A 16,651-nucleotide genomic window follows, 5' to 3' on the forward strand; every position below is an offset into this window, starting at 1 on the left:
AACCGGGGAACCGCGCCATCGGCGGTGCGCCGGGTGGTTCCGTGATTGGGTATCCCGCCGATGATCGCCCACACGGAAACGTAGCCTCACGAACGTCGGGCGCCTTTCCGACCCGTAGCGCAGTATGATCGCCCGCGCAGAGACGTATCCTCGGCAGAAATCTCACGGGTCGGGGAAGGCTTCACCCTGCTTCGCTCGCGACAAGTCGCCTGGGGCAAGTCTGCCCACGTTGAACGTTCAACATTCAACGTTCAACGTCCCCGCCTCGTACACGTGTGCGGGTGTGGTACAATGACGTCAGGCAGCGTCGCGTGACCGCCGCGCCCTGCCCGGAAACCGGATGTACCAGGGAGGACCACGTATGACGCAAACGACCATTCCCGTCGCGCCGTCGGACGCGGCGCCAGCCGACGACCCGTTCCGCTACGGCTGGCGTTTCGTGCCGCGCCCAACTCCCGATGATCCCAACCATCTCGAACAGGTTCCGCTCACGCTGGAGGACGTCCTGCACCCGGAAGTGGGAGATTTCATCGTGCATAACGATCGCCACGAGACCGACCGCATGTATCTGACGGAAGTGCTACGCATGCGCCTGGAGGAGTCGGGCGCGGCGATCGTGCTGACCGATGTGCGCATTGCGTGGGACGTGCCCGACCTGCGCCCGCACGGACCGGATGTGACAGTCATTCCGGGCGTGCAGGAACGCCAGAACTGGAGCACGTTCGAGGTGGCGGTCGAGGGCGCGCGTCCGGCGCTGATTATCGAAATCACCTCGCCGGAGACGCGCGAGAACGACCTGGAGCGCAAGGTGGAGCACTATGCGCGAGCGGGGGTGGCGCAGTACGTGATTGTGGACGATGTCAGTCGTGGTCGTCGGGAGCGGCGTCTGCGCCTGCTCGACTACTGGCTGGAGGGGGGCGCATACCGGTTGCACCCGCCGGATACGGCGGGACGGGTGCATCTGATAGTGGCCAACCTGTGGCTGGGCATCGAGCAGGATCACGTCGTCTGCTACGACGAACACGGCGTTCCGTTCGGCGACTACGCGACTGTTGTGCGGCAGGCGGCGGAGGCGATAGCGCGGGCGCAGCGCGAAGCGGAGCGAGCACAGCGCGAAGCGGAGCGGGCGCAACGTGAAGCGCAGGCGCGCGAAGCCGAAGCGCGCGCGCGACAGGCAGCCGAGGAGCGGGCGCAGCGCGAAGCGGAGCGGGCGCAACGTGAAGCGCGCGCGCGACAGGCAGCCGAGGAGCGGGCGCAGCGCGAAGCGGAGCGGGCGCAACGTGAAGCGCAGGCGCGCGAAGCCGAAGCGCGCGCGCGACAGGCAGCCGAGGAGCGGCTGCGCGCGCTCGAAGAGGAACTGCGCCGGTTGCGCGGCGGTTAATGGCGTAGATGAACGTCGCCTGTGCTCACTTCGGTCGGGTTGGAGATGCAATGTTGGGTCGCGTCGCTTCCTGCCCAATCAGGCGGCGAAGCGCCAACTCCAGGTAGCGGTCGGGGAACAGGCGCAGCCGTGCGTTCAGCATCCGACGCGCCGCCGGGCTATTCCTGCAACATTTCACGAAGAGTGGAGGGCATTCAGCACATAATTGAGATGCGGCGAATAAGGACTGTAGCGATGTGCCTGAAACCGAAGATCGAGCACGTCAGGCAATCCACGCCGCTCGATAGCGCGTCAGGAACCATGCCGGTTTGTGGATTTCCAGAATGGCGCATTCAATGCCGGTGAACCAGTGCCATCGGATGGTCTCGGCCATCAGTGTGCAGTGGTCAGTTGCTGACCCCCTGACGTTTGGCAACGTTTCAACTCGCCCATTTCGGTAACGAACATTCGCCCGATACGAACTTCGCCCCTCTTGTGCTGCACAGCGACGTTCCGTACAAAACTCACCCCCGGATGACCGCCGCCTGACCGGGTGCAAAGCACTTACGGCGGCATCTGCCCTGCCGCGCCGCGGAGGGTCACCAACAGTTGCTCGACGGGCGCGAGGGCTGCAATCAGACGGTCACGTTCGTCGGGTTGCAGAAATGCGACCTGATTAATCGGCAGCGTATCGATCAGTTGCATTGCGCGTTCGCGCACGACTTCGACGGAGAACGGCGCTTGCGCCGTTACAGTGCGACGTGCCAGGCGCTGGAGGAATTCCGGCAACGCTGATTGATCGCCTGGAAGTGGGGGCCAGCGGTCGGCATCCGCCCAGAGCGGCAGGTTGCGCCCGGCAAGCGCCAGACGAATCTCACGCTGCTCGTATGCCGTTGTCAAAACGTCGAGCGTTTGCACAGCATCGCTGTCGGTCAGCCAGTGCGTGTTTGCCACTACCACGGTCCAGCGCCGTCCACCAATCGTGTTTGCCAGCAGGTCGAGGTGCCAGACCTGCGGGATAGCCTCCGGTAGCGCCAAATGGCGCCACAGCTCATCGTCGCCCTCAGCCGCGAGCGCGGCAGCAAGTGTCTGCAACAGGCGCAAACCCGGACGTAGTTCGATGTCGGGTGGCGCAGCGGCGTGCCAGATCACCTTCTGTCCGCGAGTGTGCAGATGGGATGCAAGCGCGGCTGACAGGGCGAACGCTTCTTCAGTGTCGCCCCAGATAAGTGCCAGGCTATCGCGTCGCAGCGATGCGACGTACAGATCGAGTTCGGTTTCGTAACCAACCACAGATGCGGATGGAGGGGCATAGAAGTGCGCTGGCGGCGCTGGCGGCGGCAACGCTTCGATAGCAGCGGGCATCAGGGTCGCCAGGCGCTCCAGCGCCTCGCGCTTCGCCCGGCTATAGGTGCTTGCACTCAATGCCAACGCTTCCTGGAGATCGACGCGCGTTTCACCCGCCTCATACTCACCGGCGATGATCAGGTAGTGTCGCCAGCGCGGGTCGTTCAGCACTGGACCGGCGTCGTCTGGTGGGCGCAATTGTTCGATAGCGGCGCGCAGCGCTGCTTGCAGGCGGCGTCCACGCTGCTGAACATCGGTTTCGTCTGCCAGCAGCAGTTTTGCCAGATCGCTGCGTCCCAGGGTGAGCGGCGGGTCTTCGGGGAGCGCGACAAGCGCCTCGCGCAGCAGGCGTATGGTGGCGCTCTGTGCTCCAATGCCGCTTTCCTCATCGCGCAGACGCGCCAGCAGTCGGTAGAATGTGCTGCGTGGCACGTCGAGGATACCCTCGTTGCGCAAGCGTGCCTGCACCCTACGCCAGAGCACATTCGCCGCAATGCCTGGTTCAGCGGCGAGTTCCTGGCGCAGCGCGCGCGCCAGCGGACTGTTGCGCACAAAGTGACCTCCGCCGCGCTTGCGGCTCTTCAGCGCCGCCAGACCACCATGCCGGAAAGCTTCGCGCAGCCGCCGCAGGCTTTCGCGGCTGACGCCGAAGGTGCGCGCCACTTCCCCCGGTGCGCGCCCTTCGCGCAGCAGGGCTGCCAGCATACGGTACCGCCGTAGCGCCACCTCGTCGTTGCCGAACCGCTCGATCAGATCGGCGCTGGTCAGGCGCGGGAGTTCGAGTTCAGGCGTTACACTTCTCATGCAACGACTCCAGGCTCTTTGAGACCTGCCAGACGGCGCCCAATAGAGACCTTCGCAAACAGGTCATACCGCTAATCAATCCGACTAGCGCGATCCTTCCGGGGATGCCATCCGGTGGGTGGCGCACTCGCGTGACGCCCAGCCGCACTTCGGAGCGTACCTCTTCGAGATCGGCACAGACTGCATTGCGCCATGCAACCTCGTTCAGAGACTGCCAGATGCCTGATTCAGGTTCGGCGCACCGGGGCGGTCCTGCCAGCGCCGCTCAGCACCGCTCTGGCGCAAGAACGGTTTGACCACCAGGCAGCGATGGGTCCTCGCCCCATCCCCGATTACCAATAGCCGGGTCCAGGACGATGCCGAAGCCGATGGTTCCAACCGGTCGCCACCTGCGCCTCCCGAAGCGCATGGTCGCGCGCGTGGAGCAACAGTCTCCCGGCGGGTGCGATGCCACTGATGACCGACGGTTGTACTGCTAACCACGCTTGACAATCAGCTCGGCATTGCTGTAGAGCGCATAGATCAACGGCAGCACATTGCGTTTCTCGCGTAAATACTCGCGCCGCATATCGCGTAGCAGATCGCCAAGGCGCGTATTGCCGGCGACAAAACGGCGCAGCAGAGCAGGCGCAAACTCCGCAGCGAAAAAGGCGGGCATTAACACTTCCGTGCCAATGATACCGCGCGCGCCGCGCCCAATCAGGTAGGGAACCAGACCGTTGTACAGCTCCGGTGACAGTTCAGCGCTTTCGCAGGCGTTGAGCACCACCAGCGGCGCGCTGTCGAACCGGTCGAGGTCCAGTCCGGCGTACAGGTTCATGTCGTCGAGTGTAACCGCTTCGCCATTGACGCTCAAATAGGAGTCGCCCAAGCCGTATTCAATCCCGGTTGCTGCATCCTTTTCGCCCGGCGAGCGACTGACTGCGTGCCCGTAGAAGTAGATGATCTGCGGCACATTCTGGGAACGGCTCAGCAGATCGAGGAATGCGTCACGGGTGCCGTACTCGGTGACGGCCACGCCGTCGATGCCGGGCAGAATCTGGCGTTGTTCGGCGATGATCGGTGCATTGAACTGCGTATCGATGGTCTGATCGAAAACAAACCCAACGTGAAGCCGCTCGCTAGTGTTGAGTTCAGGTGCGAAGACGGCAGGCTGGCGCGCACTGAATTGCGGCGTGTGTTCGATGATGTGACGGTAGCCCCAGAACCCCATAGGATCGACCGGATCGGACGGTTTGAAGGGCAGGGCATAGACCAGCGACCAGGGGAAGGCGAAGCGTTCGGCAATGACATTGATGCGCAATTCGCGTTCGGCGGTTGCGGTGCGTAGCAGGCGCCCCAGTTCCTTTCCATCGTCGCCACTGCCGGGAGCGAAGAATAACGAGCGGAAGAGCAGATCGCCGATCTGCCGCAGGTCGCGCAGCGCTTCTTGGTGGATCGTCTCTGGGATCGTCGTGTCTTTCAGTTGGTAGACATAGACATTGCGCGCCGTGTCGAGTCGCTTGACGATTTTCTCCAGGAACGCGGCACGCGCCCGGCGGATGACATCCACGATCTCCTTCTCCGCCAGGTTCAGGCGTGCGACGGTGTACCCGCTTCCCAGTGAAAGGATAAAGGTATAGCCGGTGGTTTCGCGGATAATAATCAGGCTGGCGTCCATTTCGGTTGGATACGCGAGTGGACTGCGCGTCGTTGCAGTTGCGGCGGCGAGGGTCAGCCCGCTGGCGCGCACCGGTTCGGCAGGAAGGTCCGCCAGCGCCGCTTCGCCGATTGCCACCTGCGCGACGATCTTCTGGAACGGCTTCTGGTTGAGTGAGAGGAGCGCCGTAATCTCACCGATCCCCTGCTGGATCGGCTCGATGATGAACCCGGCGATATTTTTCGAGACCCCGCCGCGCGGAAAGATGATCTTTTGCTGAGGGATGCCGTACACCTTGAAGAATGCGCTGTCGGCGACCAGGCGCACATCCACCTCGATCTGTGCAGCAGCGCTCATCGCTTCCGCCTGCTCAACGCCTCCCGTCCGCACATGAGCGCTGGCGAGCGGCGGCGCAACATTCACATTGACAGCATACATCCCACCGATCGCCAGCGCTTCGCCCGGCGGCACAATGCGCGTCAGGGTTCTGCCGCCACCGGTGATCTCCACTTCGCGTTGCAATCGCTGCTCGATCCACAGGTTGAAGACGCGGTCATCCTGGGCGCCGGCAATCTGGTTGAGCAGCGCCGACTCTGGTGTGCGCTCGGCAGGGAGTGATTCAGGTGTGACACTTCCACTCCGTTCGACATCTGTGATCTGTTCGGGCAACGGTGCGGCAGAACGCAGCAGATCAGGCTCAATGTCGCCCATGGCGTCGCCATCGTCAGCCATCGGCGGCTTTGCCGACGCCGTTTCGCGCCGGAACGGGTCGAAGGCGACGTTGCCAGCCGTGAGCAGTTCCGCGAAAATGACTCCGTAGATCGTGCCGCTGTCGAGCACGACGACGCGCCTGCCGGGATGACGGTCGCGGACAGTGCGCGCCTCGTAAGTGGAGTTCGCCTGGCGATCCATTCCCTGTACAGGCGACAGGCGCTGGATCAGGGTCGCCAGCGGAACCTCCGCCAGTTTGGTCGTGAGGTGTTCATCCGGCTCTACATAATTCAGCGGCAGGGGACAGGCGGCAAGTTCAGGGAGTGTCCAGCCGCGAACGTCCTGGTAGCGCATGAGGCGATGGACGATCTCCTCGACCTCGATCCAGCGCGCGACGATAAACATACCATCGGCACGTGGAACGATGACGAAGCGGTACAGGCGGTCATTGCGATCCGGCGGCAGCATGGCATGGATCTGCCAGAGCGACGCCGTCTCTTCGACGACCAGGCAAGCGCTGATCGGCGTCAGGGTGAGTTTATCGAAGTCGACAGGCATACGGCTCCTTCCGGTCGGTAGAATCTAACCACAGAGACGCAGAGGGCACAGAGGGCAACCTTCAACCGTCCCATTTCAACCTTCGCACCTGCAACTCAGCGGCGTCCGCGCTCTGGTCGCCTTCGGTAGAATCTAACCACAGAGACGCAGAGGGCACAGAGGGCAACCTTCAACCGTCCCATTTCAACCTTCGCACCTGCAACTCAGCGGCGTCCGCGCTCTGGTCGCCTGCGGAAGCGCCTCAACCGTCTCACTTTCAACCTTCGCACCTGCAACGCTGCTCCCCGCCTTCCCCACATTCAGCGTTCAACATTCAACGACCACCCTCCCACCTGACAAACCCTTCAACCTGTGGAGACGTTGCACCGCACCGTCTCTACCGCGCGCCTCCCGCCTCTCGCCTCTTGCCTTTCCTGCCTCTTGCCTCTCCCGCCTCTCGCCTCTCGCCTCTCCCGCCTAACGATGACGAAGCGGTACAGGCGGTCATTGCGATCCGGCGGCAGCATGGCATGGATCTGCCAGAGCGACGCCGTCTCTTCGACGACCAGGCAAGCGCTGATCGGCGTCAGGGTGAGTTTATCGAAGTCGACAGGCATACGGCTCCTTCTGGTCGGTAGAATCTAACCACAGAGACGCAGAGGGCACAGAGGGCAACCTTCAACCGTCCCATTTCAACCTTCGCACTTGCAACTTAGCGGCGTCCGCGCTCTGGTCGCCTTCGGTAGAATCTAACCACAGAGACGCAGAGGGCACAGAGGGCAACCTTCAACCGTCCCATTTCAACCTTCGCACTTGCAACTTAGCGGCGTCCGCGCTCTGGTCGCCTGCGGCAATGCCTCAACCGTCCCACTTTCAACCTTCGCATCTGCAACGCTGCTCCCCGCCTTCCCCACATTCAGCGTTCAACATTCAACGACCACCCTCCCACCTGACAAACCCTTCAACCTGTGGAGACGTTGCACCGCACCGTCTCTACCGCGCGCCTCCCGCCTCTCGCCTCTCGCCTCACCCCTCCCGATACCAGTTCCCCGGCAGATCGGCGAGATCGCCGGCGGCGTCGGGTGACAGATCGCTCCAGCGGACGACGCCGGATGCCGGGATGTTGTATTTCGCGCGCAGATGGGCAATCAACCAGGAAAGAGCGCGTTGGGATGCATCGGTGTAGCCGGTGTGCGGACGTTCCAGCATGACGCCGATGCTGCTGCGGTTGATGTTGCGCCGCGCGCCGTCCCAGTACGCCATGCCGCTGTGGAATGCAGCGAACTCGTCGTCGATCAACTGATAGATCGCGCCATGAGCGGCGACATAGTAGTGCGGCATGCGTGGCGATCCGGGCATTGCCATCGTTTCGAGCGATTGAAGCGCCGGTCCTGCATCGCCGTGGAGGACGATCAGGCGAATCTTCGAGCCGCTCCGACTGCCATACGCACTCGGCGCGCGCCCGGCAACCGCAAAGCGTTGAATGTGGAAGGCGTCCCATTCCGGCGCAAAAACCGCGCCCGGCGACAGAAGCCTGGCGACCGGCGCGGGAGCGGCGAGCAGCATTTGTTGCGGTCCGAAGATTGCGCTCAGGCGCTTCACGTCGCTCCAGTTCGGCACAATGTTGTAGATCGTGTCGGTGGCGTAGACCTGGAAGTTGTACTGTTTGTCGCCGACGGTGATCGGGTCGGTTTTCCCCAGCGGCGCGCCGAGGTTCCATTGCCGGGCAAGTTGGTGGAATGCCCAGTCGGGGCGGTACTGTTGCCCGGCGGCGGCGTAAGTGGCTTTGAGCAGTTCGTCGCGCACCTTTGCCTGCGCCGGGTTCGTGGTGTTGGCGAGCGCGCTAAGGCGCTGAATGTTCTGCCATTCCGTGCCACGGTTGAAAATCGTGTCGGTGGCGAAGACCTGATAACTGTAGGAAACTCCGTCCACCACCAGTTTCTTGCTCGGCTCCAGCGGCGGACCAAGAGTCTGGCCGGCAACGGCGTACTGGTGGAATGCCCAATCGGGGCGAAACGGCGAGCCGCCGGTGGCGTAGGTGGCGTCGAGCAGAGCGCGTCCGAGTGTTCCCGGCGGCGGAATAGAACCGGCGAGCAACTGCGACAGGCGCTGTACGTCGCCCCAGTTCGGCGATTCGCAAAAGAGCGTATCACGGGCAAACGGCTGATAGGCGTAGGTCTTCCCGCCGTGTTGCAATCGCTGGCTCTTCGCCATTGGAAAGCCCAGATTGTTCTCGACGGCGAACTGATGGAACGCCCAACTGCTGTTGTACCCCTCGGCGCGACGGGCGTAACTCTGCTCGAGCAGCGCCTCGGCGAGTTCCTCGATCTCCGGCGGAATGGAACCGATCGGACCGGGCGGTGGCGGCGGCGGCGGCGCAGCATTGTTGAGCCAGGCATTGACCTCGCCGAGCACCCATTCTTTTGTAACCGCCCATCCGGGGCAACTTTTCTTGCTGTAGTCGCGGTGGAAGGCGAGCAGGGTTGCGGGGGGGATATTCAGCCGCCGCGATAACCCGCCAAGCACCGCTTTTGTTCCTTCCCACACTGCGCCTGATGGCCGCTCACGGTCGTAGTCGCCGACCATCTCGACGCCGATAGAGTACCATCCGGCTTTCAGGCTGCCATTGCCGGGACCGGCATGGATGCCGATGTCTTTCATTGGCGTAAACAGCCAGATACCGTCGGGAGCGACATAAATATGGGGGGCGGATGCCCATCCCTTATTGGCATAGTAGCGCTGCATTCCCTGCATCGAGGCAAGACCGCGCCACTGCTGCACCGTTGGGCGCCAGGTGTGGTGCAGCACCACTTTCGATGGGGTCAACTGCCCGAACTGATAGCGGGCAACGTAGTCGAGCCATTGCGGAATGGTCAGGCAACGCCCGATCATGGGCGGTGTGCCGGTAGTGACGTCTTGTGAGGTCAACCGAACACCTCTCTGGCGGAGCAGGGATGCCATCCGAATCCGGAACAGCGTTCATCGTAGCACAGAGCAAGCCCGCGAGTCAAGTTTGACAGACCGCCGCCGGAAGTGTATAATCTCGTAGCGGAACTGACGATCCCCGATAGCTCAACGGTAGAGCGGCTGACTGTTAATCAGTAGGTTCCAGGTTCGAATCCTGGTCGGGGAGCCAGTAAACGCCCGGAACCATACCGGGTGTTTTTGTTTCCAGGCACATCACTCCAGGAACAGCGGCACATCTGGTCTTCGGCGCCGGTCAGGTGCATCCGGTTGCACTCGATGGCATAGGCAGAACGCGGTCGCGCCCGGCGGCGCCGGTGGCGGAGTGACGAGATTGCTTCGCCGCCTGCGGCGGCTCGCAATGACAGCGCGCACTGGCGTGCCCGGCGGGGGGGATTGCTTCGCCCGGCGGCGCCGGTGGCGGAGTGACGAGATTGCTTCGCCGCCTGCGGCGGCTCGCAATGACAGCGCGCACTGGCGTGCCCGGCGGGAGGATTGCTTCGCCCGGCGGCGCCGGTGGCGGAGTGACGAGATTGCTTCGACCGGCGGCGCCGGTGGCGGAGTGACGGGATTGCTTCGCCGCCTGCGGCGGCTCGCAATGACAGCGCGCACTGGCGTGCCCGGCGGGGGGATTGCTTCGACCGGCGGCGCCGGTGGCGGAGTGACGAGATTGCTTCGCCCGGCGGCGCCGGTGGCGGAGTGACGAGCGTGCTTCGACTGGCTGCGCCGGTCTCGCAATGACAGCGCACACCGGCGTGTCCACATCGTCAGCGTCCCATCCCATAAAACTCATCATTCGGGCGTAATGCGCTCATATTGGCGAGACGGTTGCTCATAGCGAAGAAGGCGGCAATTGCGCCGATCTCCCAGATATCTTCTTGTGTAAAGCCGTGCTGATAGAGCGGCTGCCAATCATCGTCGCTGATCCGGGCCGAATCGACTGCCACTTTCTGCGCGTAATCGAGCATAGCCCGCTGGCGTGGGGTGATCTCGGCACGGCGGTAATTGGCGGCAATTTGTTCGGCGAGGCGCGGGTTTTTGCTGCGGATCCGCAAAATCGCGCCGTGGGCGATCACGCAATAGAGACAATCGTTGACCGCCGAAGTCGCCACCACGATCATTTCCTTTTCTGCTTGAGAAAGGTTTGAGGGGCGATTCATCAGCGCGTCGTGGTAGGCGAAAAAGGCGCGAAATTCGTCGGGACGATGGGCGAGCGCCAGAAAGATGTTGGGTACAAAGCCGCTCTTCACGGCGACCTGCTCAATCCGTTTGCGAATGTCCGGCGGCAGTTCATCGATCCGAACGGGGAGCGGAAAACGGCTGATCGGGTGTTCGGGGGCGTCCATACACACCTCTCTCGGCAATGCACTGTGGAACCAGACGGGCATTGGCGCATCATATCGATGCGTTGCTCTCTCATTATACGCCTGTCGGACGGCGCATAGCGGGGTGAGGAAAACAGAGCGCCGGGACATTCGCCGTCCTCGTCGCCGAATCGGGAACTCCCATTTGATGGCGTCGAAGGGTGTGATACCAATTCCCTGTGAACATCCGGCATGGTTACCCCGAGCAGAGCGAGGGGTCGTGCGCGACCCGCTGAGATTCCTCGCTGCGTTTACCCTGAGCGAAGCGAAGGGCTCGGAATGACAAGCATGCGGCATCTTCAACCGTCATTGGTATGATTTCTGGTTCGGCGACCTTGAGACTCCAACGAGGCTTTGCCTTGTGCCCCATTGCGACGCCGCGCGCCGGTCACCTTGCGCAGAGGCGTCGCCGGAACGAAGGATTGTGGAATGACAACTCGCGTTGAGATTCCTCGCTTCGCTCGGAATGACAACTCGCGTCGGGATTGCGCGCTGCGCTCGGAATGACAACTCGCGTCGGGATTGCGCGCTTTGCTCGGAATGACAACTCGCGTTGAGATTCCTCGCTTCGCTCGGAATGACAACTTGCGTCGGGATTGCGCGCTGCGCTCGGAATGACAACTCGCGTCGGGATTGCGCGCTGCGCTCGGAATGACAACTCGCGTCGGGATTGCGCGCTTTGCTCGGAATGACAACTCGCGTCGGGATTGCGCGCTGCGCTCGGAATGACAACTCGCGTCGGGATTGCGCGCTTTGCTCGGAATGACAACTCGCGTCGGGATTGCGCGCTGCGCTCGGAATGACAACTCGCGTCGGGATTGCGCGCTGCGCTCGGAATGACAACTCGCGTCGGGATTGCGCGCTGCGCTCGGAATGACAACTCGCGTCGGGATTGCGCGCTGCGCTTGGAATGACCGCCCGCGTCGAGATTCCGCGCTGCGCTTGGAATGACCGCCCTATCCAGGATCGCTGCTCCAATCAACGGGCAACCTGTAACGGATGCCGTTCAACCTTCAACCCCCAAACTCTCCCTGAAAAACGCGATAATGGCATCCACATGCCCGGCGACGTACAGGTACCCGCCGTACCGTTCATTCGATGGCGCCGCGACGACGGGACGCGCACGCGGAGTGTTCGCTGCCATTGCCGCGACATCCGCCAGCGATCCCCAGCGGTCGCCGGCGCCCTGGATGTAGAGTACGTCGGTATCGCGCAGGCGGTGGACCCACGCCGCTGGCGCAATGGCGCTCAACGGCGGTGCGCCAAATGCCCGGTGGATCAGCCCGCCTATCTGAATCAACGTCGGACCGGCGGGACCGAGCACGTCGCGCGCAGTATTGGGCGCAAACACCTGCGCGCTTGTCGGTTGCACGGCAACAATGCCACGAATGGGTGCGCATTCAGGGGCGGCGCACAGCGCAGCGTTCGCTCCCATCGAATATCCAATCAGTCCGATCCGCCCGCCGTCCACGTCCTGCCGCGCGCGCAGCATCGCTACTGCGCCGATCACGTCGCGCGCTTCGTTGACGCCGAATGTCACCGGTATCCTGGCGTCGCTGAGTCCATGGTTGCGCAGATCGAAGAGCAGCACGTGGAATCCGGCGCGGCTAAAGGCGGCTGCCGGTTCGAGAAAATCGATCGTGCGGTCGGGAAGCAGTGTTGCGCCAGCGCGGTTGCCACAGCGGTTCCAGGGCCAACCGTGAATAAACACAATCGTGGGTGCTGGCGAACCGTCAGCATTCGCCCGGTGGATGAACCACCCGCGCAACGTGACGCCATCCTGCGACGGGAACGTCACATCTTCGGCGCGGAGGTTCAGATCGGCGGGGAAGCGCCACAATGGCTGACGTGTGCTGAAGATCATCAGGCGCAGTGCCTCAGTCGTGCGGTACGCCGTCGGACCGACCGCTATTCCCGCGCCCAACCCGGCAAGGAACGGCGCCAGCCGCCAGAAACGTGACATGGTCAGTCTCCTGATCTTGTATACTGTGCTGCACTATTCTACTCTATTTACTTCGCTGACGACGAAAGAGACGCCGATGCCAGGAATGATTGTGGCGCCAGAACCGATAGCCGTCGAGTCCGGCGCGCGGGCGCTCATGAACGGCGGCAATGCCATCGATGCCGCTGTGACCTGCGCCTTTGTGCAGATGATTGTCAACCCGCAGATGTGTGGTCTGGGCGGGTATGCGCTTGCAGTCGTGCGACTGGCGGGCGAACCCGCAGCGCGCACGATCCTGCTCGACGCGCCTGCACTTGCCGGCTCGCGGGTGCGCTCCGATATGTGGGTTGATCGCGTTATCGGCATGAACCCCGACGGATGGGGATACTTTCTGACCGACAAGGTCAACGATGTGGGCTATCGAGCGATCTGCACACCGGGTGCGGTGAAGGGACTGGCAACCCTGCTGGAGCGTTGGGGAAGCATCAGTTGGGCGCAGGCGCTCGAACCGGCAATCCGCGTCGCTGAAGAAGGGTTCATGGTCGATAGCGTTCTGGCGAGCCGCTGGAAGACTCGCGCGCTCTACCCAGAGGCGAGTTCGCTGCTCGACTACATTCTGGCGAATGAAGAAGCGCGCCGTATCTACCTGACCGCCGATGGACGCCCCTACGACGAGGGGATGATCCTGCGCAACCCGGACTATGCCCGTACCCTGCGCCGCCTCGCGGACGCCGGTCCCGACGACTTCTACCATGGTGAACTGGCACAGCGCATCGCCGGGGACATCACCGCCAACGATGGCTTTGTCACCGCCGAGGACCTGGCGGACTATGCGCTGCGCGAAGAGCCGCCGACAATTGGCACGTACCGCGGGTACACGATTGTATCGTCGCAGGCGCCGCACGGTGGTCCGACCCTGATTGAAGTGCTGAACATTCTCGAAGGGTACGACCTGCGCGAACTCGAGCACAACAGCGCCGATTATATCCTCACCGTAGCCATGGCGATGAAAGCCGCGTTTGCGGATCGCAATCGTTTTATCGGCGATCCGGCGTTCGAGGCTGTTCCCCTCGACCGACTCACGAGCAAAGAACGCGCCGCGCAGTGGCGGACGCGGATCGACGCGAGACAGCCGATTGATGTCGAGGCGCTGCCTGGTGGTCCGCCCGACACGACTCACGTCAGCGTCGTCGATGCTGCGGGCAACTGCGTCGCGTTGACCCACTCACTCGGTATGTCGTCGGGGGTCATCACGCCAGGTCTTGGCTTTATGTACAACAACTCGATGATCAATTTCAATCCGATCCCCGGTCATCGCAACTCGATTGCGCCGCGCAAAGGGCGCACCACCGGTATGTCACCCACTATCGTGTACGCCGATAACCGTCCGGTGCTGGTCCTCGGCGCACCTGGCGCAAACCGGATTATCACCGGCGTATTGCAGGTGCTGGTGAACATCATCGACTTTGGGATGAGTCCGGCGGAAGCGGTGCAGGCGCCACGATTCGACTGCCAGGGTGAGCGGATTGTGGTGCAGAACCGCATTCCTGAGTACATTTGCGATACTGTGCGTGAACATTACCCGGTGGTGCGGGCGCCGCAGAGTTATGGCGCATTTGGGCTGGTGCAGGTCATCAGCATCGACCCGGTGCGCGGCGGGTTGCGCGGCGCGTCCGACCCCGGCGGCGCGGGGATGGCATTGCACATCGGCTGAACGTCGTAGGGACAACCCGGCGGGTTGCCCGCAGTGGGTTGTCGGGAGGACACGAAATCAGCATCCAGAAACCAAGATTGACCGATCCAGGCATATGAGCGTACAATGTCCGATACATACTACCGTCCTCGATCTCACGACGGGCATATCCGGTTTTATCGCAGCCTTGCCTGCTCCACAGCAATCAATCAAGCATCGTGAGGAGGAACAATCCATGGCAAAACGCAGCGCACGTGATTTGTTCGGCGCCTTTATTGGGTGCATTGGCAGCCTGGCAATGCTGGCGGCTCTGCTGCCTGGCTTACTCTCAAGCGCGATCGGGATGATCCTGATCGGAGGCGCAATTATGACCGGTATCGTGATCGTGCTGAGCGATCTTCTGAGTGGTCGGAATGCGCTCAAAAGTCTGATTGGCGTTGTTCTGATGGGCATGCTGGTCTTCGCATTCGTCTATGCCCCGCTCTGGTATCTTTCGTCGCTGGCGGCTTCGGGCGATCTCTTGCGGTTTAACTTTAGTGGTGTAACCCCCTAATGTCTCAGCGACTTGTGGGGCAAACTCATATATCGCAGTGCGACATCGACAGGTTCTGATCGAAGGCGCATTTGTTGGCGTTATCCATAGTGCAGAGACATCCACGCCGTCGCCGATCGCCTGAATTTCGGATAGCGCAAGGCTGTGTTGGAGGCGTCTGCACACTCTATCAGCCCCGCCCTCTGAGGAACATGGCTGCAACGTGAGATCCGCCCCTACAGCATCCGAACGCAATCATCATCCATCCCAGGACAGAATCTCATGACCGAACCATTCACCTTCCCCGACATCACCGACCGGCTCGACATCCATCCAACCGCGTATATTTCGCCATATGCATATGTACACGGCACGGTCAGCATTGGCGCCGACTCGTCGGTGTGGCCTATGGTCGTCATTCGTGGCGATAATGGATTCATTCGTATCGGTGCGCGGTGTAATATCCAGGATGGCAGCGTGCTCCATGCCGACCCAGACGCCCGGCTGACGATTGGCGACGGTGTGAGCATCGGGCATGCAGCCGTTGTTCATGGCTGCACCGTCGAGGATGATGTGCTGATCGGGATCGGTGCGGTGGTGCTGAATCATGCGCAGATCGGCGCCGGTAGCCTGATCGCAGCGCGCGCCCTGGTGACCGAGGGCATGATCGTTCCACCAGGGTCGCTGGTGATGGGCATACCCGGTGTTATTCGCCCGCTCGGCGAAGGGCGTCTCGAACGGATCCGCCGAACGGCGCAACGCTACGTGGCGCTGAAGGAGCGCTACCGTTCGTCCGGCGCCTGACCGGTCGATGGGGCGTCGGCAGGTGAAGCGGCGACTCTGTCGGGCAACCGTGAACCCTGGTCGAGCGCGTCCTGCACTGGCTTAACTTCTGCAACCTCATGGGCGCCAGAAACAGGTGGCGCACTATCGGTGGATGATGGTGCGCTCCCCGCGCTGCCGACTGTTGTGGCCGCTTCGGAGGACGAAGGAGGCGCGGCAGCCGTGGCCGGCGCCGCTGATGTGTCCGGCTTCGCCGATTCTTCCACGACGCGCGCCTGTGGCGTAGTTGGAGGTGCAGGCGTCGATGGTTGCGCGACAAGCGGGCTGCCAGGCGAAGGGAGCGACGGTGTACCTGATTGGAGTGTTGCTGATACGGGTGCGTCAGATGACGCCGCTTCCAGATCACGCGCCACGAGGCGTCCGGCGAGCGGATAGGCGAATCGGTTGCCGCGATAGACCTGGTATGCCCCGTAGAGTGCATACAGGGTCGCAGCAAATCCATACACAATGGGAACGATCAGACCGAACAACGCAATCCAGAACGTATCTGGCAACGTACCATCACGGTAGAGGTCTGGTCGCAGCGCGGCAGGCAGCAACGAGAGCACCAGGCACCCGGACCACAAGAGCATTAGCAGCACGACTCCCAAAAGCGTGCCTGCCTGATAGACGAGCGCCTGCACGATATGCGCGCGCACAAAACGCGATCTCCGGCGCTGCGTCGCCCAAAGCACGACGGTCAGCACCAGTCCGGTCAAACCGGTCGCATTCGCTATCATACTGGCGTGCGCCATTGCCGCTGTCAGGCGCTCATCTTCGTCGGGTCGAGCCATGTCTGGTTCCACTCACGCCCATGCACCGTACCGGCGATTATAGCACAGATGTGGCGAGGATGGATGCGGTCGCTCATATCCTTTGCAACCCGTGGCATTGTTCAGGTACAATAGATGGAGTTCGCCCACGACAGGATCATCA

At 62.3% G+C, this 16,651-nt stretch carries 12 protein-coding genes and 1 tRNA gene; 5 read left to right on the plus strand and 8 right to left on the minus strand.

Going from position 1 to position 16,651, the window contains the following annotated elements:
- Positions 1 to 361: 361 nt before the first annotated feature.
- Complete coding sequence (locus RCAS_RS07360) at positions 362 to 1,381, plus strand: Uma2 family endonuclease (RefSeq protein ID WP_012119964.1); 1,020 nt, start codon at positions 362 to 364, stop codon at positions 1,379 to 1,381.
- 543 nt (positions 1,382 to 1,924) lie between these two features.
- On the opposite strand, the gene RCAS_RS07365 is transcribed toward RCAS_RS07360, so the two are convergent.
- From RCAS_RS07365 to RCAS_RS07380, 4 genes are all read right to left on the minus strand, one after another.
- Positions 1,925 to 3,511 (minus strand): helix-turn-helix domain-containing protein, encoded by a 1,587-nt coding sequence (locus RCAS_RS07365; RefSeq protein ID WP_012119965.1) that lies wholly within the window; start codon positions 3,509 to 3,511, stop codon positions 1,925 to 1,927.
- 475 nt (positions 3,512 to 3,986) lie between these two features.
- A complete protein-coding gene (locus RCAS_RS07370; RefSeq protein ID WP_012119966.1) occupies positions 3,987 to 6,419 on the minus strand; it encodes a CHAT domain-containing protein in 2,433 nt (810 codons plus the stop codon).
- Between the two features lie 344 nt (positions 6,420 to 6,763).
- Positions 6,764 to 7,015, minus strand: coding sequence for a hypothetical protein (locus RCAS_RS07375; RefSeq protein WP_012119967.1), 252 nt, complete (start codon positions 7,013 to 7,015; stop codon positions 6,764 to 6,766).
- Positions 7,016 to 7,424: 409 nt separating this feature from the next.
- A complete protein-coding gene (locus RCAS_RS07380) occupies positions 7,425 to 9,326 on the minus strand; it encodes an N-acetylmuramoyl-L-alanine amidase (protein WP_232280198.1) in 1,902 nt (633 codons plus the stop codon).
- 133 nt (positions 9,327 to 9,459) lie between these two features.
- Between RCAS_RS07380 and RCAS_RS07385 the strand changes: the two genes are divergently transcribed.
- Positions 9,460 to 9,534 (plus strand) — tRNA-Asn (locus RCAS_RS07385).
- An 84-nt stretch (positions 9,535 to 9,618) separates the two neighbouring features.
- Here RCAS_RS07385 and RCAS_RS25015 read toward each other — a convergent pair.
- From RCAS_RS25015 to RCAS_RS07400, 3 genes are all read right to left on the minus strand, one after another.
- Positions 9,619 to 10,146: a hypothetical protein gene (locus tag RCAS_RS25015; RefSeq protein ID WP_157042584.1), complete on the minus strand. Its 528-nt coding sequence runs from the start codon at positions 10,144 to 10,146 to the stop codon at positions 9,619 to 9,621.
- Entirely contained in the window at positions 10,130 to 10,708 is a 579-nt protein-coding gene (locus RCAS_RS07395; RefSeq protein ID WP_041330375.1) for a peroxidase-related enzyme, read from the minus strand. Before RCAS_RS07395 ends, RCAS_RS25015 begins: the two co-directional genes overlap by 17 nt.
- A 1,024-nt stretch (positions 10,709 to 11,732) precedes the next feature.
- The gene (locus tag RCAS_RS07400) at positions 11,733 to 12,689 is read right to left on the minus strand and encodes an alpha/beta hydrolase (protein ID WP_041330377.1); all 957 of its coding nucleotides are present in this window, start codon (positions 12,687 to 12,689) and stop codon (positions 11,733 to 11,735) included.
- Between RCAS_RS07400 and ggt the strand changes: the two genes are divergently transcribed.
- The 3 genes from ggt to RCAS_RS07415 all read left to right on the plus strand — a co-directional run bounded on the left by ggt (position 12,688) and on the right by RCAS_RS07415 (position 15,697).
- Complete coding sequence (gene ggt / locus RCAS_RS07405) at positions 12,688 to 14,382, plus strand: gamma-glutamyltransferase (RefSeq protein ID WP_012119971.1); 1,695 nt, start codon at positions 12,688 to 12,690, stop codon at positions 14,380 to 14,382. The two genes, RCAS_RS07400 and ggt, sit on opposite strands and share 2 nt — an antisense overlap.
- 214 nt (positions 14,383 to 14,596) lie before the next feature.
- Positions 14,597 to 14,914 (plus strand): hypothetical protein, encoded by a 318-nt coding sequence (locus RCAS_RS07410; protein ID WP_012119972.1) that lies wholly within the window; start codon positions 14,597 to 14,599, stop codon positions 14,912 to 14,914.
- 261 nt (positions 14,915 to 15,175) lie between these two features.
- A complete protein-coding gene (locus RCAS_RS07415) occupies positions 15,176 to 15,697 on the plus strand; it encodes a gamma carbonic anhydrase family protein (RefSeq protein ID WP_012119973.1) in 522 nt (173 codons plus the stop codon).
- Here the strand turns inward: RCAS_RS07415 and RCAS_RS07420 are convergent.
- Entirely contained in the window at positions 15,676 to 16,509 is an 834-nt protein-coding gene (locus RCAS_RS07420; RefSeq protein ID WP_012119974.1) for a DUF4870 domain-containing protein, read from the minus strand. The two genes, RCAS_RS07415 and RCAS_RS07420, sit on opposite strands and share 22 nt — an antisense overlap.
- Positions 16,510 to 16,651 lie beyond the last annotated feature (142 nt).

It is taken from the genome of Roseiflexus castenholzii DSM 13941 (genome assembly GCF_000017805.1).
Classification (GTDB): Bacteria; Chloroflexota; Chloroflexia; order Chloroflexales; family Roseiflexaceae; genus Roseiflexus; species Roseiflexus castenholzii.

Coding starts and splice junctions, on each gene's coding strand:
- ggt (WP_012119971.1), top strand. CDS start 12,688: ATGGTCAGTCTCCTGATCTTGTATACTGTGCTGCACTATTCTACTCTA.
- RCAS_RS07375 (WP_012119967.1), bottom strand. CDS start 7,015: ATGCCTGTCGACTTCGATAAACTCACCCTGACGCCGATCAGCGCTTGC.
- RCAS_RS07400 (WP_041330377.1), bottom strand. CDS start 12,689: ATGTCACGTTTCTGGCGGCTGGCGCCGTTCCTTGCCGGGTTGGGCGCG.
- RCAS_RS07365 (WP_012119965.1), bottom strand. CDS start 3,511: ATGAGAAGTGTAACGCCTGAACTCGAACTCCCGCGCCTGACCAGCGCC.
- RCAS_RS07395 (WP_041330375.1), bottom strand. CDS start 10,708: ATGGACGCCCCCGAACACCCGATCAGCCGTTTTCCGCTCCCCGTTCGG.
- RCAS_RS07420 (WP_012119974.1), bottom strand. CDS start 16,509: ATGGCTCGACCCGACGAAGATGAGCGCCTGACAGCGGCAATGGCGCAC.
- RCAS_RS25015 (WP_157042584.1), bottom strand. CDS start 10,146: ATGGGATGGGACGCTGACGATGTGGACACGCCGGTGTGCGCTGTCATT.
- RCAS_RS07410 (WP_012119972.1), top strand. CDS start 14,597: ATGGCAAAACGCAGCGCACGTGATTTGTTCGGCGCCTTTATTGGGTGC.
- RCAS_RS07370 (WP_012119966.1), bottom strand. CDS start 6,419: ATGCCTGTCGACTTCGATAAACTCACCCTGACGCCGATCAGCGCTTGC.
- RCAS_RS07360 (WP_012119964.1), top strand. CDS start 362: ATGACGCAAACGACCATTCCCGTCGCGCCGTCGGACGCGGCGCCAGCC.
- RCAS_RS07415 (WP_012119973.1), top strand. CDS start 15,176: ATGACCGAACCATTCACCTTCCCCGACATCACCGACCGGCTCGACATC.